The sequence below is a fragment of the Shewanella sediminis HAW-EB3 genome, assembly GCF_000018025.1.
Lineage (GTDB): Bacteria > Pseudomonadota > Gammaproteobacteria > Enterobacterales > Shewanellaceae > Shewanella > Shewanella sediminis.
This window is the reverse complement of sequence record NC_009831.1, coordinates 631,478-647,475: the sequence shown is the minus strand read 5'-3', so window position 1 is coordinate 647,475 and position 15,998 is coordinate 631,478. Positions and strand designations below refer to the sequence as shown.

General features: G+C 43.4%; 18 protein-coding genes and 1 pseudogene. 13 read left to right on the top strand and 6 right to left on the bottom strand.

The genetic code is table 11. The features are described from left to right. Positions 1–110 precede the first annotated feature (110 nt). The 4 genes from SSED_RS02770 to SSED_RS23575 all read left to right on the top strand — a co-directional run bounded on the left by SSED_RS02770 (position 111) and on the right by SSED_RS23575 (position 5,816). Positions 111–2,144 carry a methyl-accepting chemotaxis protein gene (locus tag SSED_RS02770; protein WP_012140878.1) on the top strand — a complete coding sequence of 678 codons (2,034 nt, stop codon included), beginning with the start codon at positions 111–113 and terminating at the stop codon, positions 2,142–2,144. A gap of 169 nt (positions 2,145–2,313) precedes the next feature. Further along, positions 2,314–2,706 (top strand): gamma-butyrobetaine hydroxylase family protein, encoded by a 393-nt coding sequence (locus SSED_RS02765; RefSeq protein ID WP_012140877.1) that lies wholly within the window; start codon positions 2,314–2,316, stop codon positions 2,704–2,706. A 390-nt stretch (positions 2,707–3,096) separates the two neighbouring features. Continuing rightward, positions 3,097–4,956 carry a cytochrome c3 family protein gene (locus SSED_RS02760; RefSeq protein WP_012140876.1) on the top strand — a complete coding sequence of 620 codons (1,860 nt, stop codon included), beginning with the start codon at positions 3,097–3,099 and terminating at the stop codon, positions 4,954–4,956. Positions 4,957–5,012: 56 nt separating this feature from the next. Continuing rightward, positions 5,013–5,816: a response regulator transcription factor gene (locus SSED_RS23575; protein ID WP_012140875.1), complete on the top strand. Its 804-nt coding sequence runs from the start codon at positions 5,013–5,015 to the stop codon at positions 5,814–5,816. 103 nt (positions 5,817–5,919) lie between these two features. Here SSED_RS23575 and SSED_RS02750 read toward each other — a convergent pair whose 3' ends face one another. Continuing rightward, complete coding sequence (locus SSED_RS02750) at positions 5,920–6,855, bottom strand: carbon-nitrogen hydrolase family protein (RefSeq protein WP_041421929.1); 936 nt, start codon at positions 6,853–6,855, stop codon at positions 5,920–5,922. A 318-nt stretch (positions 6,856–7,173) separates the two neighbouring features. Here SSED_RS02750 and SSED_RS02745 point away from each other — a divergent pair, with 318 nt between their 5' ends. Next, positions 7,174–8,277, top strand: coding sequence for a methyl-accepting chemotaxis protein (locus tag SSED_RS02745; protein WP_012140873.1), 1,104 nt, complete (start codon positions 7,174–7,176; stop codon positions 8,275–8,277). Positions 8,278–8,446: 169 nt separating this feature from the next. Here the strand turns inward: SSED_RS02745 and SSED_RS24765 are convergent, their stop codons facing one another. Further along, positions 8,447–8,617 carry a hypothetical protein gene (locus tag SSED_RS24765; RefSeq protein WP_012140872.1) on the bottom strand — a complete coding sequence of 57 codons (171 nt, stop codon included), beginning with the start codon at positions 8,615–8,617 and terminating at the stop codon, positions 8,447–8,449. Positions 8,618–8,695: 78 nt separating this feature from the next. Between SSED_RS24765 and SSED_RS25035 the strand changes: the two genes are divergently transcribed. After that, positions 8,696–8,830, top strand: a complete 135-nt coding sequence (locus SSED_RS25035; protein ID WP_263053378.1) for a hypothetical protein — start codon at positions 8,696–8,698, stop codon at positions 8,828–8,830. 91 nt (positions 8,831–8,921) lie between these two features. Here SSED_RS25035 and SSED_RS25125 read toward each other — a convergent pair whose 3' ends face one another. Beyond that, positions 8,922–9,149 carry a hypothetical protein gene (locus SSED_RS25125; RefSeq protein ID WP_041421509.1) on the bottom strand — a complete coding sequence of 76 codons (228 nt, stop codon included), beginning with the start codon at positions 9,147–9,149 and terminating at the stop codon, positions 8,922–8,924. Here SSED_RS25125 and SSED_RS25120 point away from each other — a divergent pair. Together SSED_RS25120 and SSED_RS02735 are read left to right on the top strand one after the other, a co-directional pair. Then, positions 9,042–9,266, top strand: a complete 225-nt coding sequence (locus SSED_RS25120) for a DUF3859 domain-containing protein (RefSeq protein ID WP_398355920.1) — start codon at positions 9,042–9,044, stop codon at positions 9,264–9,266. The two genes, SSED_RS25125 and SSED_RS25120, sit on opposite strands and share 108 nt — an antisense overlap. A 125-nt stretch (positions 9,267–9,391) precedes the next feature. Beyond that, the gene (locus tag SSED_RS02735; RefSeq protein ID WP_012140871.1) at positions 9,392–9,700 is read left to right on the top strand and encodes a DUF3859 domain-containing protein; all 309 of its coding nucleotides are present in this window, start codon (positions 9,392–9,394) and stop codon (positions 9,698–9,700) included. A 220-nt stretch (positions 9,701–9,920) separates the two neighbouring features. Here SSED_RS02735 and SSED_RS02730 read toward each other — a convergent pair whose 3' ends face one another. Next, positions 9,921–10,886 (bottom strand): LysR family transcriptional regulator, encoded by a 966-nt coding sequence (locus SSED_RS02730; RefSeq protein ID WP_012140870.1) that lies wholly within the window; start codon positions 10,884–10,886, stop codon positions 9,921–9,923. A 482-nt stretch (positions 10,887–11,368) separates the two neighbouring features. Here SSED_RS02730 and SSED_RS02725 point away from each other — a divergent pair, with 482 nt between their 5' ends. The 5 genes from SSED_RS02725 to SSED_RS23845 all read left to right on the top strand — a co-directional run bounded on the left by SSED_RS02725 (position 11,369) and on the right by SSED_RS23845 (position 14,369). Next, positions 11,369–11,863, top strand: coding sequence for a DUF2726 domain-containing protein (locus SSED_RS02725; RefSeq protein WP_012140869.1), 495 nt, complete (start codon positions 11,369–11,371; stop codon positions 11,861–11,863). A gap of 82 nt (positions 11,864–11,945) precedes the next feature. Next, entirely contained in the window at positions 11,946–12,416 is a 471-nt protein-coding gene (locus SSED_RS23850) for a cytochrome c3 family protein (RefSeq protein ID WP_012140868.1), read from the top strand. Positions 12,417–12,428: 12 nt separating this feature from the next. Beyond that, entirely contained in the window at positions 12,429–13,118 is a 690-nt protein-coding gene (locus SSED_RS02720; RefSeq protein ID WP_012140867.1) for a 4Fe-4S dicluster domain-containing protein, read from the top strand. Then, entirely contained in the window at positions 13,115–14,056 is a 942-nt protein-coding gene (gene nrfD, locus SSED_RS02715) for a cytochrome c nitrite reductase subunit NrfD (protein ID WP_012140866.1), read from the top strand. Before SSED_RS02720 ends, nrfD begins: the two co-directional genes overlap by 4 nt. A 22-nt stretch (positions 14,057–14,078) precedes the next feature. Next, entirely contained in the window at positions 14,079–14,369 is a 291-nt protein-coding gene (locus SSED_RS23845) for a cytochrome c3 family protein (protein WP_012140865.1), read from the top strand. A gap of 806 nt (positions 14,370–15,175) precedes the next feature. Here the strand turns inward: SSED_RS23845 and SSED_RS24525 are convergent. Together SSED_RS24525 and SSED_RS02710 are read right to left on the bottom strand one after the other, a co-directional pair. Beyond that, positions 15,176–15,264 (bottom strand): annotated as a pseudogene (locus SSED_RS24525) (3-deoxy-8-phosphooctulonate synthase); the annotation flags it as partial. A 178-nt stretch (positions 15,265–15,442) separates the two neighbouring features. After that, entirely contained in the window at positions 15,443–15,988 is a 546-nt protein-coding gene (locus SSED_RS02710; protein WP_012140864.1) for a hypothetical protein, read from the bottom strand. Positions 15,989–15,998 lie beyond the last annotated feature (10 nt).

Sequence of the window (15,998 nt, the reverse complement as noted above, 5' to 3'; positions counted from 1 at the left end):
TTTAATCCAGATCAATTTAACCATGCAAAATGTAAGTGAACTCTATCTGCTCAACTATAATTTAGCTCAGTGACAATGTATCAGTGCGTCTGACGGATTAGGGACTGTTTATGGATGCCATCTTGAATTTGACCGTAAGGCTCAAATTACTACTGGGTTTTGGCTTAGTTATCGCAATTTTCATCATAAGCTCGAGCATAGTTTATACGCAGCTGCAAGACATCAACACCACACAAAGTCGGCTGTTAGAACTCAGGACGCCCACAGTACAGGCCGGAATGAATCTTGAGGCCGCAATAACTCAAACTTTATCAGGCCTGAGGGGCTACCTTATTCTTGGCGGCGATCCAAGCAAGGCTAAGCTATTCAAGGACGAACGAGCCCAGGGCTGGGATAAATTAGAGCAATCCCTCATGACTCTGGAGGGTTTTGCCAAAAATTGGACCGTCCCCAGAAACATAGAGCGGCTCAATGAGATGAAAATGATTATCCGCCAGTTTAAGCAGGCACAGCAGCAGATTGAGGATATCGCTCATACAGATAAAAACATCCCCTCTTTCGATATTCTCCTCACTAAAGCAGCACCAACGGCGGCCAGAACCCTGACCGCACTAACCGCTATCATAGAGAGTGAAATGGCTAATCCAAGTGATATCGAACATAAGCGATTCCTCAAAACCTTAGCCGACAGCCGGGCTGCATTTGCCATGGGTTTAGCAAATATTCGGGCATACTTACTTTCCGGCGAGCTTAAGTTCAAGAACAACTACTTAGAACTAAAGGGCAGAAGCGATAGCTTAATGCTGGATCTCGAAAGTTCAATTGACTTGATGTCGGTAGAACAAAGAGAACAATGGGATAGTTTTAAGCTGGCCAGAAGCGAGTTTGCCCCCTATGTAATACAGATGTTTGGTTCTCGCTCCAGCGCCGAATGGAACCAGGCTAACCATTGGCTAGGTACATTAGCGGCACCTAGAGCCCGTAAGATAAAGAGTATCCTGGAAGAGATGCGAACCTCCCAGGCAAACCTATTTAAAGCCGATCAGCGGAGCCTGACCGAAGCGAGTGACACATTGAACTTTGTCTTACTCCTTTCTGGCGTGCTAACGATCATATTCGGTGCTGTTATCGCAGTTGCTATCAGTCAATCTGTCACCCGGCCACTGGGTGGTGAACCGGCTGAAATGGTCAACATTGCCAACAGCATAGCCGAAGGAGACCTGACCTTACGCTTTACCCATGCCGCCAATGCGAAAGGCTTGTATCTGTCTATGTATAAGATGCACGCCAAGCTAAAAGAGTTGGTCAGCAACATAGCCGGTGCTGCCGAACAGTTAACCGATACCGCCGTTCAAACTTCGGGGATGTCTGAGCAGACCAATAACAATGTTCAAGATCAGTTCCAGCAGACAGAGTTGGTCGCCACCGCAGTTGAGGAGATGACAGTCACAGTCAACGAAGTTAGCCTCAACGCCTCTAACTGCCTCAGCGTGATACAGGAATCTGAAACAACCATTAAAGAGGGGCAGGAAAATGTCCTGCAAACGGTTGGTAATGTTGAAAAGCTTGCAAGCGATATCAACGACGCCACAGGGGTAATACTATCTCTGCAGGAGAAGAGCGCCGAAATAAACTCGGTCTCCGAGGTGATAGGCAGCATAGCCGAGCAGACTAACCTGCTGGCCTTAAATGCCGCCATCGAAGCTGCAAGGGCTGGAGAGCAGGGACGAGGGTTTGCCGTGGTCGCTGATGAGGTCAGAGCCCTCGCCTCCAAGACTCAGGAGTCGATATCGAGTATTAACTCCGTTATTCTGTCGCTCCAGCAAAGTGCTGATGAAGCTGCCACGGCGATGCAGTCGAGCCAAAACAGTGCTGAAAATACTATATCTGAAGCGAGGAGCTCCGGTGAGTCACTCTCAAAAATAGCCGAGTCGAGCCGGCAGATTGTCGATATGGCGAGTCAAATATCCGTAGCGTCAGAGGAGCAGGCAAGCGTGACCTTAGATATCAGTCAAAACGTACAGATGATCAGAAGCGGAGCGGAGCAGACATCGATTGGTGCATCCGAGATGGTTAAGACCAGTGAACAGCTGTCGACCCAGGCTAACAGCTTAAAATCTATGGTCGCCTCATTTCGTTATTAATATGACGTGGAATCACACTAATCCGGCCTCATGCCGGATTAGTGTTATCGATACCCAAATGAGCATTTTGAAAAGGCTTGGGTATATTGATCAAAATTCAGGACTTTTTACCTTGAAAGCGCTACCCTGTCAGCACGTTTAATTTGAAGCCACGACGACAACTGCAACTATGACGAATCCTGAATCACCTATGGTTACCGCCCTTAAGCTTAAACGTAAATCACGCCAGCTTGAGATCACCTTCGATACGGGTGAAACGTTTCAGATCAGCTGTGAGATGCTACGTGTCTACTCCCCTTCGGCGGAGGTACATGGGCATGGCAATCCGGTATTAGTCACCCACAAGAAAAATGTCAACATTAAGGAGCTGACTCCTGTTGGCAACTATGCGGTGAAAATCACCTTCGACGATGGTCACGATACGGGCCTGTTCTCATGGCAGATTTTACACGGACTCGCGACGAACCAAGTCGAACTATGGGAAAATTATCTCGCCAGACTGCGCGCAGCTAAAGCCAGCCGCGAGCCGTTAATTGATATGGCGGTTAAATACTATAAATAGTGCAGGGGCCAGCCCTCGACTAAGCAGATAAGGCTCTGATGTTTAATAGATACAGAGCCTTATAGACAAACACAACCTAAGACTCACCAGCTCCTTCTCCCTTTCTTTTGTTGATTTGTCTAATTGGCTACTCCCTGGTTAACCGCAATACATTTCACTCACATCATACTCGCCCCCACATTGAGTTAATCCACCTTCTTCCTTATTTGTAAGACATAGCAAAACTCTTCACAGAGAGAAATCGCCATACCCATATGGCAAAAAACAGATGAAAAAACGCTTCTAAAGGGATCTTAATCACAGCGAGTTTCGACACTGTTATTTCTACTAGTGATGGCGACCAGATACACCTCCTATTCTTATCGGACTTATTAGAACAACAAGGAATAGATGATGAAACGCAATTCCATTATAGCGGTGTTAGCCCTTAGTTTTGCCCTCGGTGGCTGTGGCAGCGATGACTCCCCCACCCCGGAGCCACCGATCCCGCCGGAGCCGCCGATTGTAAAGCCAGATTATGTTTTTGGTGGCCCTACTGAAGATGAGCAAAAGCTAAACAAGGTGATTCAGTTTGCTATTGTAAAAGGATTCAGCCCACTCGATGATTCTGACGAAGCCAAGAAGAGCAAGGCCAAGAGTTACTCCAGTGGTCATGAGATAGAAGGTGTGCTCGAGTCTAAAATGGTTGCAGATGCGGCAAAATTGGGACTCAAGGTTGATTACCTGCTGCCACCCACGGCCATCAACATGTCAGGTGTAAAGATCGACTCTATCCGCCCAGATATCTTTCAGGATGGCCGTGGTTCTGTGATGGATCTGCTACTTTGGGCTGCCAAGAAATATAACCTCGACATCGAATATGAAAAAGATGAAAACCTCAAGACTCACTTTATCACCTCGATCGAAGGCATAACCGGCCTGCCGGAAGTGGTAGATCAAGATAATCTGGGTAAAACCGAGGGCCAAGGCTGGAAGTACCTTGTAGGACCTAGTATTTGGGAGCATAAGAAAGAGGGTAGCTACGAAACTGAAAGTTACTACTACAAGGAGGAGGAGATCTATTTCCGTATGGATCACCACCCACTTAAGAACGAGATGAGTATCGTTCTGGTTGCCGCACAGCCTGGTGAGATGGATATTCGTAAGAAGAAATACCAGAAAGAGATGGACCGTTTAGCCGAGAATGGTGGCAAGGTGATCATCCCCGAGATCGTCATCGACTTTAAACCAGCTAAAACCACGGAAACAGGCGAAATCCTTATTCCGAATCAACGCGCGGTATTTAAAGATATCGAGGTCACTCCCCATAACCTCAGATCCGACATCTATAAAGAGGGAACCATAACCGAGCTTGATGCCTGGCTATCTCTGGTCGAACAGCGTCCCGATCTGAAGATCGATTGGTCCTACTGGCCACGTTTGAGTACCAATTCAAATGTTCAGGGCTATGTTGCGACGGCGATCAGCTTTAACGGCCGCGATGATGTGGGCAATATTGTTAACGAACGATATACTAACAACGGCTCTTGCGGATTCGTTCACCACACGGGTGAGTGGGAAAACTACATGGACTCAGGAGCCCAAAATGGTCTCTATCAATGGGTAATGTGTTCGGCCAGAACAGATATGGGCGGCGATGAATATCGTAAAGCCTGTTATGGCCAGATCCCCGGGATCCTTGGCTATCGTGCCCGCAACTATGGTGAAGGTGAGCAATTTGAGAACCATAACCCTAAGGGGCGTGGTTATATGAAGTTTGGTTTGCCTTTCGGTGGTAACGACCCTCACCTGACGGGTGATGCCATGATCATCTATGGCCCTGAATACATCAACTATATTGGTGCAGCATTCGGAAATGGTTATGGTAACCAAGAGTCGACTTCAGGTTGTGATGCCGAAGCTCCTGAGATCGATCCGACTCGCATCAAAGATATCAGCCAAGCCAGAGCCCCGTTAACACCGTCTCACTTTGGTTGGAAAATACCGGATTGTACCACCTGTCACAATGCCGCCAACAGCCATGTGGTTCAAGATATGGCGCCATGGGAATGTGCTGAATGTCATGGAAATAATGGTGCACCTGACAGTCATGGTGAGTTACTGACCTGTGGTTTCTGTCATGCCAAGACATTAGCCAAACACGGCGATGCTTACTCAACCAAAGATGATTACTACAGTGAGCAAACCAACTTTAAAGAGCCTGAAAGCTGCTTGACTTGTCATGTAGAAAAACAGGAAGGCACTCAGTAATTCATTTATAAATCAGAGGAAGGGAACTCCTTCCTCTATATAGTCGGGGAGTCATTATGTCTGCGCAACAGAGTGGAATGGTCTGTAACAGGATCATCGAGAGCTTTCTCGAAAAACTGGCACCCTTCGGTATTAAACGGTTTTACTATTGCATTATTCCGGATGAACTATCCAATGTTTGTATTGTGACCGATGACCAAGCCAATATTCTAAACAGCGACGGTAACGAAGAACTTCACATCGCTAAGATGATCGATCTGAAGAAGATGCGTTTTGCCGTCGCCTCAGATCCGGAGATCTTAAAGTTCCGCGAGGAGTTTCTACATCGTTTTGCCAGAAATGATGAAGGCTACCAACTCTCAGGCCCCTCAATCCGGAAAAAATATAACCCCTATATATGGCCGGAAAACACCATGCCGGAGCGACGAAAACGGAGCTTCGAGCAACTACTAAATCTATACCAAATACGAACCAGAATTAGCTTTTATCACCCGGTAAAAGATAAAAAAGGCTGGATAGGGATCTGTAACCTTTTCTCATCCGATAAGCGAGGTCAAGTTATCGATAACATCTCATCGACACCAGATGAATTGGAGACGCTTCTCAGGGAGTTTGCCGAAACATTTAATGCCTTAGCGTTTAAGACCATCAACCCCATCTCTAATTTCAGAGTACTATCCCCTACCTGCGTAGAGATACTCTCATTAGTCGCTCAGGGGTGTTCGAGTGAAGAGGTAGGTAAACAACTCTATATGAGCGAACGGGGTGTCAACTATCACCTGGACAGAGCAAGAGTTATTCTAACGGCCAGAAACCGGACAAACCTAGTCAGTAAGGCCTATCAGAGTGGGTTATTATAGTTCCACATCCGGTAACACTTAGCCAATAGCGACAGGATAGAACCCGGGATAACGACTCAATTTTCTCGTATCAAACACGCTCATCCAGACGTGTTTCAATAAGCTATTTAAACTTAATTGAGTTCTGAACCTGGGTATTCACCTCGAGAGTAAAGATATCGGGTCTGGAATAGTGCCCCGCCACATCCAGTGCTCTTTTGGATGTTGCCACGGCCACAGAATCGACTTCGGCGTACAGTATGCCCTTCTCTCTTCTCATAGGCCCAGCGACAATCTCTCCACCCGGAGCGACCACGACTGAGTCACCCGGGTTGATCCACTCTTCACTATCCGGGTAGAGCTTCTCTTTATCGGGAAAGTCATCGGGTAGATCGCTATGCTCAAGGACGACCCCACTGCATATGACCCAGCAACGTCCCTCTCTCGCAATATGCTGCATCGTGCCTATCCAGCCGTCACCGCTGTCATAAGTGGGCGCGACATAGATTTCAACTCCCTGGGAATAGAGGGTATACCTGGCCAGAGGCATGTAGTTTTCCCAGCATAGCAGAGTCGAAATCCTGCCAACGTGAGAGTCGACCACTTTCAGGCTGGAACCATCTCCAAATCCCCATACCATACGTTCAGGATTAGTAGGCATCAGCTTTCGATGGCGATTGAGTATCAGGCCATCACTACCAATAATCACCACGGTATTATATAAGGTCGCCCGACTCTGCAGTCCATCACGTTCGTTCATGCCGCAAATCACCGTGACCTGATTTGCCCGTGCGGCACTACAAAGCGGAACGAGTTCACCGGCCTCGATATCGACGGAACTGTGGAATAATCTGGCATGCAGGGCTTCACTGGTCCCCCAATCTCCACCGGGGCGTAGGCGCCAGATCCAGGCAGGATATCCGGCGATAAACGCCTCGGGAAATACCACTAACTCGGCGCCCGCTGATGCAGCCTCTTCAATCAATGTCACCGCTTTTTCGATGGTGGCATCACGATCCAGCAATATCGGAGACTCTTGAACGATGGCGATTTTAGGCATAGTCACAACCTTCTTCATTCAGATGATTTCACGACTCGGCGTGCTTCTATCTCATGATCTAGTAGTCTCAAAGCATAGAAAACAAACCTCTCTTAAAACTAGTTGAACTGTAATAGAACGCCAGAATTTAGCGAGTGCTGAAAAAGTCCCGGGCAGATAGAGGCCCAGTTTTTTATCCCGAGATTAATTCCGTGATCGATTCAGAAATGATTAATTCAGAAATGATTGATCCAAATTATGTTAATCACCTGTTACCGGTTAAATAAAAACTCTGCCATGTGTCATACTGTCAACAGCTATCTAATAGTGGAGTCAAGGATGCTATTCAATAACGGACTAAAACAAGAGAATGCGGCATTAAAACAGCAGCTTCAGGAATTGAAAGATAAGCATGATCAAGAGATAAAGGAGCTTGTCGAAGAGTTAAAAAGAAAGGATTTCGAACATAATAAATTACATCAGGAGCAACAGCTCGACGCCACTCTGATAACGAGTAACCTTAGGGGCGGAAGAATGCTGGAAACCATCCGCACAGGACTCGCGAATAGCGCTGAAGAGCTGATCCATGAAAATGAAGAGCTCAAGCAACTCGATGAGATGTTTGCCCAAACCCATACAGCACTCAGCCAACTTGAAGCCCGCGCTCAAAAAATAAGTGAACAAACCGATAGCACGATGAACTCAGCGACGGCCTTAGATGAGACGGCTAAATCAATAGGCCAGCTTATCGTCGCGATACAGGACATTTCTTCGCAGACTAACCTGCTTGCGCTTAATGCCGCCATTGAGGCCGCACGTGCCGGCGAAGCCGGACGAGGCTTTGCCGTGGTTGCCGATGAGGTGCGCACCCTCGCGGGGAATGCCCACGAGGCCAGTGACAAGATAGAGAGACTGGTCAATCGAGTTTTAGGGCAAACTCATGAGATAAAAACATCAATTAGTGAAAACCAATTGTATGCAGCTGATATATCGGCATCTTCTGAACAGATAGATGTTATCGTCAAAGAAGTATTATCCAAGTCTCAACATATGCAGAAAGTTATCCACTTAGCGACTGCTCGCTCGTTCCTCGATACCGTCAAACTAGACCATGCGGTATGGAAAAATAACGTCTATAGCCATCTGCAAGAGCGAGACTATCAAGCCCAAGTGAATAAGCATACCGAATGCCGTTTAGGTAAGTGGTATTTCGAGGGCGCGGGAGCCGAGCAGTACAGCCACCTGGCAAGCTTCAATGGCTTAAATCAGCCTCATCAGCTGGTTCATGACTCCGGGCATCATGCAATTCAAGCGGGTCAGAGTGGTGATCAACATGCATTGATTAAACATGTTGAAGCGATGGAGGATGCCAGTGAGGGCGTAGTTCACTCTATCGATCGCCTGCTCGGCGAAGTCACCAGTGAGCAACGCAGGGCTTTATAAGGTGAGCGATTAGGTACAACCACTGACGAGTCATTATTGAATCTAAACGGCCATGTTATAAACGGTCAGTACAATGATACTAGCCGTTTTGGTCACCGTTTAATGACAGCCACTTATATTCATAGCCGTTTATTAAAACGGCTATGAGCCATCCACAAAGCGCTGACAACTAATCTTGCTTCTCAATGGTTATCTCAAACCGCTTGGTATCACCTGCAAACCACTTTTGTACGTAAACCGTGCCCATGATCGGCGCCTGGCCAGATTCTGGGACCTCTTGATATCGCACACTATTCTTGGTCTCTTTTTCATACTCAAACTTTACGGTTTTCTTAGTCACTGCTTTCTCTCACTGTTGACGCATACTTATCTGAAGATTTTGATAAACTATCATGCCAACAACTCAAATGCAGCCATCATGTCCAAACTCAAACCTGACGTTAACGTTATCCATAGCGGGATTTTCACTAAGTGGAACGACCAAAGTGACAAGCTGCCAAATACCAATTGCACTAAGTATCTGACCATTCAGCGGGAGCTCAAAGCCCTGTAGACAAGGCGGGGGATTGAAGCTAATAGTTATTCTATATCTAAATCCCCCAACGCAGTATAAATGGCTTTGAGACCCGCACGAAGTGAGCTCCTCAGGATTTCCACTTCTGCTTTGCATTGCCTAAAAAGGGGGAAACCATTTCTTCGACAATGCGCCTTGAATTGAAAACCCTGAGGTGCTCTGAATTGATTACATACTTAATGCAATTGGTATTACCAAAGCTACGGTCCATGTTCCCGCCGAGATAGACATAGAGTTTGGTTTTATCGCGCAGATCAAGAAAGCCAAAAATCAGAAACTCAGATACTGCATCTACCATCCAGATATCCCCGATGAAAACGGTAATACCAATCAGTATAAAGATGTGATCGCTCAGCGAGAATTTAGCGCTTCAGAGGCAAGGCAACGAGTGAAGAACATAGTTGTTCTACGTTAAAGCTCGTTAACACCGCATCAGAAGCGCTAAAACTCGCCTGTTAGGCGTGTTTTTGGCTGCCTACTTCTGCGTTGAATGGCCTCACAATGGAACAACCATTCCATCATCCATTCGCCTTGAATTAGTTGCCAAAAAACACGCTGAGTAGATCACTTTCTTATACTGATTGGTATAACATCAGGCCACCATTCGATGGTGAGGTTTACGTCAAAGAGAATGACTGGAAATTCTATCTCGGCGATACCATCTGGGCGCCGGAGCACAACAAGGTCGGCAAGTGGCGCATGACACTAGAACTGAAGGGGAAAGTCATTGCCGAGAAGACCTTCAAAGTTCATCTGAACGATGAGCTTCCACGGCAAACCAATAAGAGTATTCAAATGGATGATGACGCAGAGAAGATTGCATCATTTTGGAAAAGAAGAGGCTGTTAGCCACTCTTAGAATCGCTCAGATTCAGGCTCGAAAAAAGGCAGAGGGATAATATCCTTGCTCTTACCTTTTAACAACAAGAGGTAGCCCTAAATATTCATGCCACAAACCAATTATTTAGACCTAACAATTTAGCTAAATCCAGGGTCAACCAAATAGCAATAAGCGGAGTGATTAACACTCTAATAAGCGGTTCTGAGTCAACAGAAACCTTTTCTACAGTTAATTCAAAGTGGAACTTACTAAAGATTTAATGGCATCTACTAACCATGGTAGATTTGGTTTTTGATTATTTCTATTATAAACGAGGTACAGTGTTGGAATGCTTAAGTTAGTATAAAAATGCTCTACCTCTACTTTCGATAGTCTGCAAGCATGAAAATCTGGCATGCTATTAATTACATTATAAATAGAACTAAATGGCAGTAGTGTTACGGCATTTCTTTCACGCAAGCAATCAAATAAGCTATATGCCCCACACACTTCAACCTCCACATCTAACTGCATAGTATTTTGTTTACAGTATTCCTGAAATTGGCTCCGACTCTGGACTATAGAGCCAATATTACAATCAACGTATGGATAGTTTGCAATTGAATTAAGATTGATATTTTTCTTTAACAATGGATGATTATGGTCACAAATCAAGTATAGTGAGTCAAGTTTAGCAAGTGGTATCGATATCAAGTTTTTGTCAGAAGAACCAACCACATCATCACTATCACTACTGCATATCCCAAAGTCTGTTTTTCCGGATATTACGTCATCTATAGAAGAGCGTCCCCATTGAGAAATATTGAAGCTTATATTTTCCTTTTCACTATGAATCATAGACAAGAGCAACTTTGGAAAGGGAAATGAGATAATGTCTGGAGCGGAAATCTCAAAGTGACAAAGATCATCATTTGTTACTCCGCAGTTGATTTTTTGCAGTTCTGAGCAGCATACTAATATTTTCTTTGCTACAGGGTAAACCTTATCAGCAAATTCATTGGGGATTAACCCATGCTTCTTCCTAATAAAAAGCTCGTTACCTAACACCTCTCTAGTATGTTTAAGGCATCGACTCACCTTAGGGGCAGAAATATTTAGTTTGATAGAAACCTTTGTGACAGACTTCTTTTCATAAAGATTGACAAGAATATTTATACTTAACAAATCCAGGTTACTAAAGGAAATACTATTCATAAGGTGTCCAGCAATAGAAAATAACAATTCAATATTACATCTATTTAAAGTTACTTTCCTAAAAAATATAACAAAACAACGATCTCATCACATCACCAAGATTCTCGCAATATGCATAGCAGTTATTTACATATCGCATCCACCTATTATCAACACCTGTTTCACAAATACAATTACAACTGTAAAAACATATAGATAAGTAAGAAACAGCAATATACCTCAATCGATTTATCATCACATCAATTAATGTATTCTAAGCTTTGTCAAACCTCAAATAATAGTAATTCAATATTTGCATTAAGTATTTGTAGGCCGTGCATTTGTAAAATACGTATTTTACAAATATGTCAGGCATTACAGATAACAGTCTCCACTCTTCTTCAAAATGGCAACATTGATCTAAATCAATGTGAACAATTGAAACGAAGTGAATAATCCACTCGCTAAACAAGCAACCACACTTTAATTTGGAGGTTTACATTATGAACGCAACAGTAATATTTAACTATGCTTTCATGTACTTTGTACTATTTCTAGTTGTCCCATCTGTCATCATTGTATTTGCAATGACATGCATTAAGTTTTTTAAGTCTGAAAAAATACAAACTGAAGGAGTAATTATTGAATTGACTCCGGAGAAAACAAAAGCAAAGTTTTCAGCACTTACAGCAAGGCTAAATGAAATAGCAAGAGGTAAGTACAATGTGTTATACGGAGCATCTTTGGGTAGCATTCTCGATGTAAAAAGTGACAACAATCATCATACATATGAAAACATTAAAAATTGTCAGTTAGATTATGTAATACTAGACGAACAATCATCAGTAAAGCTGGTCATTACAGATCCTGAACATAACACACCGGAAAATAGTGACTTTATAGATTCATCTCTAGCTAAAGTTGGTGTAAATGTTATCCACATATCGGATAACAAGCAATGTGACGACTTATTAGTAAGAGAGTTGTTGGTTGCCTGATATTAAGCGGTACTAAACACCATTGATTTAGTACTGTTATTTAATGTTTTTAAATAGCCAACTCATGCAATGAGATCTTATTATGTCTAGTTTTAAAAAAGTTTTCACCCTCTCTATACTGACTTTGACTACATTTATTTCAACGCCACTTTCTATTTCTTATGCAAACACGCTTGAGTTAACAATCAACACCAACAAGCAATGCATCATGTGCCATAAGAAAAATGGGAAAATGTTCGGCATTCATTCTAGCAACTCATTAGAGTTACGTTGCCAAAATTGCCACAGAGAAAAAGAAGGTCACCCAAGGAAAAAATCAAGCCTAATAAAATTTAGTGACCATTCACTCAACACAGCTGAAGAGCAAACCGCAGTTTGCACTACATGCCATAACTCCGATGATTTAACCGAAGTAGATTGGACTCATGCAGTTCACTCAAACAAAGTTAATTGTGCTAAGTGCCATCAATTACATACTGAGACAGATCCAGTTATTGCAATTTCAACAGGTGAGCGCCGTCAGCTATGCGTTAACTGCCATGAAAGCCGATAACCAGGGGGATATATGGAAAATAAAAGAAGACTCTTTTTAAAATGTGCTTGTGCCACAGCGGTCGGAGCGGTTGGATCAACAAAGCTTATAGCAGCCCAATCAGATACTAAAACAGATGATACCGAAGCCGAGGTCAATTACGCACTCATTCATGATGAAACTAAGTGCATTGGTTGCGAAGTGTGTGTTGATGCCTGTCGTGAAACGAACAATGTACCCGAAGGTGTAAGCAGATTAGAGATTGTTAAAACTGGCCCATTTGGTGAGTATCCTGATCAGTACTTTAGCTTCTCTCGCAAATCATGTCAGCAATGTGATGGAACTCCCTGTGTCAATGTCTGCCCAACAGGGGCTGCGTACAAAGATCCTAAAACAGGCATTGTCTCAGTAGACAGTTGGAAATGTGTTGGGTGTATGTACTGCATTGCCGCATGTCCATATCAGGTCCGATTTATCAACCCTGTTACCAAAGCCGCTGATAAATGTGATTTCTGTAAAGAAACTCGTCTTAAAGAAGGAAAGTCACCTGCTTGTGTCGCTGCTTGCCCAACAAAAGCGCTTGTCTTTGGCAACCTAAAAGATCCTGATTCTGAAATCGTTAAGGTTCTAAAAACGACACCAAATTATCGAAGTAAAACAGATCTGGGAACTCGTCCAAAACTATTCCGTATTGCAGCAAAAAATGGGGAGATAAAGCTATGAATCCATTTCACTTTGATAGCCTTGTTTGGCATTGGCCTATCGCAATCTACCTTTTTTTAGCAGGTATATCGGCCGGAGCTATTTGTTTCGCCGTATTACTAAAGCACTTTAAATTAGGTAAGAGTGCTTACAAATCAAGTTTTGTTCAAGCAGCTTGTCTACTTGCACCACTAGCCGTATTTGCCGGTCTTGGCATACTAGTTCTCGATTTAACTAAGCCATTTGATTTCTGGAAAATTTTAGTATTTTACAATCCGACTTCGATTATGTCTGTTGGAGTTGCTGTGCTAATGATTTACCAGGTAGCCCTATTCTCATGGTTAGCTTGCTTATTTAAAGAGCCTATCTCCAATTGGTGTGACCATCGATGGCCATTGATAGATAGAATATTAAATATATTAGATAAGCATGAGCCTAGCATCACTGGATTGCTAGTTATGCTAGCTCTATCTTTAGGTGCTTATACGGGCTTTTTACTTTCTGCATTGACCACTTTTCCTATGCTCAACAATCCTGTACTACCTATGTTATTTCTTGTTTCTGGTATTTCTTCAGGGGCTGCAGGAACCTTGTTAGGTGGATTACTCCTCAAGGGGAACCCTGATAGTAAAGAAGTTCATTTTATTCATCACATTGAAATACCTATAATTTTATTCGAACTGGTTCTGCTTTTTACCTTCTTCATTGGGTTGATTATATCTGGCGGACAGAGCCAAGCAGCGGCACTTACGGCGCTCGGGGAAGGTTTCTGGGGATGGGTATTCTGGGCTGGGATCATTGTAATAGGCTTAACACTACCGCTCGCCTTCAATTTATTTATGACAGCCTCTTCTAAACGAAAACTATCTTATGTCGCTATTACAGCTAGTTGCAGTTTATTGGGCGTTTTACTGCTTCGTAACTTCATTCTTTACACTGGTCAAATGACTGTCGCATAAACCAATATCAGGAGTTTATTACATGCTTAGAATTTTAGGATTAACATTTCTATTAATATTATCAGGTTACGTACTTGCAGAACCAATAGCTGAAACCCATGCTGAAATGAGTGGTTGCGAATCTTGTCATATTAACGGTGAACCATCTGATGACATGGTTCATGAGAATAGTTCATGTGTTGAGTGTCATGGTCCTTTGAGTGACTTTGCTGACGAAACGCACCAACGACACCATGATGTTTTAGAATGCAGTAATTGTCACCTTGCTCACGATGAAGTAAAACTTAACGATTCTTGCGTTAATTGTCACTAATAATGGTGACTTATTAACGTGCAATGAATGAATTAATTAGCCATACCTCATCATGGCTAATTAATTTCGTTGAAGTGTTACCCCTTCATTTCAGCGAGTTCACAGGGAAGTTATTGGGCAGGTAGCCACATTAAATTTACAAGATTAATAGCCGTTATTAATTGTTGTACCCAACCTCCAAATGGGTTAGTCACTCTATTCTGTAGAGTGACATTTTTATTTTTAGCATAAGGACTGAGGCAGTCCACTGATGAACAGTCAGATCTCTTCAAAATCAGCGGATTAGCAATCAATAGAATAAAATACTTTTTTGCCTCAATCGAGCTGCTTATGTACTAACGGCTGCACTCCCTCTTTTCTTTTGAACAGGTGAACAGTTCTAAAGCCTGATTAAGGGTCAATATTGGTGAGACTTGTCGCTGAAAAATTAGCCCTGCCCTCAACTTCGATATTGGTGACAAGCCTTTTTGATATGCTGGCAGTGTCACTTACCTCAAAATTAATCCTAGTTTCATTAATCTGTCGATCTAATGAAGCTTTGAACTTGCAATGTGTCAGCCCCTTAGATTTCCAACTTTGGGAATCGCTCAGGCATATCAAGGGCTACGACCTGTCAACTTTCCCCAAAATTAAACAGATACTTAGTGTGTGGTTAGTCCTATGTAATCTATCTTTATCCATTTAATAAACAGCAATAAAAAAGCCCCAATCTTTAACTGGGGCTTTAACAGTCGGTGATAAGCTAATTATTACTTACTTGTATTGATAGCATTTAATGATTTAATCAGGTCATCGACCGCTTTAATCTAAGTTAAATACGCTTCTATCTGATGAGGTGGCTGCGCGCATGGCCATCACACTTAGCATTATCAGGATCCGGGTGCGCTTCTATAAACTGGCAATCGAAACCGTCGAGTTGAAAGAGATATATTCAGCAACTAAAAAGAAAGAAGAGAATGACTTAATTACACAATAAATCAAGTCACCAGAATATAGAAACCACCGCTCAGGGGAGCCGTGGTTTCAGTTGCCTTAACTCTTTGTAGGCTTTATTATTTTTGGTTTGCTTTGCGCTAACTCGTCGGTAACCAAAAGTGATCGCCTATAGGTTTTACTATTTCTGGTTTGCTTTGAGCTAACGCGCCAGCAACCATAACAGATAGCCTTAAAGTTTGAGTATCCATATTGAAGACAGGTTGACTGGCAGGAGTAAAGGTATAAGAGCCCGGACTCACTTCAACCAGTGTATCGATACAATCAGACTCTTCTGCATCGCAGCCAAATTTTGAGGCATTATGCCAGGGCATGCTAAACGCCGAAGTTATCTCGGCAGGCATACTCAGGTACATCACCTCGAAATCACTACCGGCATCGGTGATCGCCTGGTTGTCTGCATCGGTCAAGGTAAAGGCGATGGCAAAGCTTTGAGGATCAACCGAGCTGATGATGACATCAATCTCGTTAGCCTGATCTATGGTGACACTGGCAGATATAGGATCAGTCGGCTCAACCGGAACAACTGGATCAACCGGATCAATTGGCTCAACGCTCACATCATCATCTGAGCCACAGGCTGACAACAGCAATGCCAGGGAAGCGGTTATAAGTAATTTACGCATAATTATTCCC

What these genes read in the sequence shown, in the direction of transcription:
- SSED_RS02770 (WP_012140878.1), top strand. Translation starts at nt 111, where the DNA reads ATGGATGCCATCTTGAATTTGACCGTAAGGCTCAAATTACTACTGGGT.
- SSED_RS02765 (WP_012140877.1), top strand. Translation starts at nt 2,314, where the DNA reads ATGACGAATCCTGAATCACCTATGGTTACCGCCCTTAAGCTTAAACGT.
- SSED_RS02760 (WP_012140876.1), top strand. Translation starts at nt 3,097, where the DNA reads ATGATGAAACGCAATTCCATTATAGCGGTGTTAGCCCTTAGTTTTGCC.
- SSED_RS23575 (WP_012140875.1), top strand. Translation starts at nt 5,013, where the DNA reads ATGTCTGCGCAACAGAGTGGAATGGTCTGTAACAGGATCATCGAGAGC.
- SSED_RS02750 (WP_041421929.1), bottom strand. Translation starts at nt 6,855, where the DNA reads ATGCCTAAAATCGCCATCGTTCAAGAGTCTCCGATATTGCTGGATCGT.
- SSED_RS02745 (WP_012140873.1), top strand. Translation starts at nt 7,174, where the DNA reads ATGCTATTCAATAACGGACTAAAACAAGAGAATGCGGCATTAAAACAG.
- SSED_RS25035 (WP_263053378.1), top strand. Translation starts at nt 8,696, where the DNA reads ATGTCCAAACTCAAACCTGACGTTAACGTTATCCATAGCGGGATTTTC.
- SSED_RS25125 (WP_041421509.1), bottom strand. Translation starts at nt 9,149, where the DNA reads ATGGTAGATGCAGTATCTGAGTTTCTGATTTTTGGCTTTCTTGATCTG.
- SSED_RS02730 (WP_012140870.1), bottom strand. Translation starts at nt 10,886, where the DNA reads ATGAATAGTATTTCCTTTAGTAACCTGGATTTGTTAAGTATAAATATT.
- SSED_RS02725 (WP_012140869.1), top strand. Translation starts at nt 11,369, where the DNA reads ATGAACGCAACAGTAATATTTAACTATGCTTTCATGTACTTTGTACTA.
- SSED_RS23850 (WP_012140868.1), top strand. Translation starts at nt 11,946, where the DNA reads ATGTCTAGTTTTAAAAAAGTTTTCACCCTCTCTATACTGACTTTGACT.
- SSED_RS02720 (WP_012140867.1), top strand. Translation starts at nt 12,429, where the DNA reads ATGGAAAATAAAAGAAGACTCTTTTTAAAATGTGCTTGTGCCACAGCG.
- nrfD (WP_012140866.1), top strand. Translation starts at nt 13,115, where the DNA reads ATGAATCCATTTCACTTTGATAGCCTTGTTTGGCATTGGCCTATCGCA.
- SSED_RS23845 (WP_012140865.1), top strand. Translation starts at nt 14,079, where the DNA reads ATGCTTAGAATTTTAGGATTAACATTTCTATTAATATTATCAGGTTAC.
- SSED_RS02710 (WP_012140864.1), bottom strand. Translation starts at nt 15,988, where the DNA reads ATGCGTAAATTACTTATAACCGCTTCCCTGGCATTGCTGTTGTCAGCC.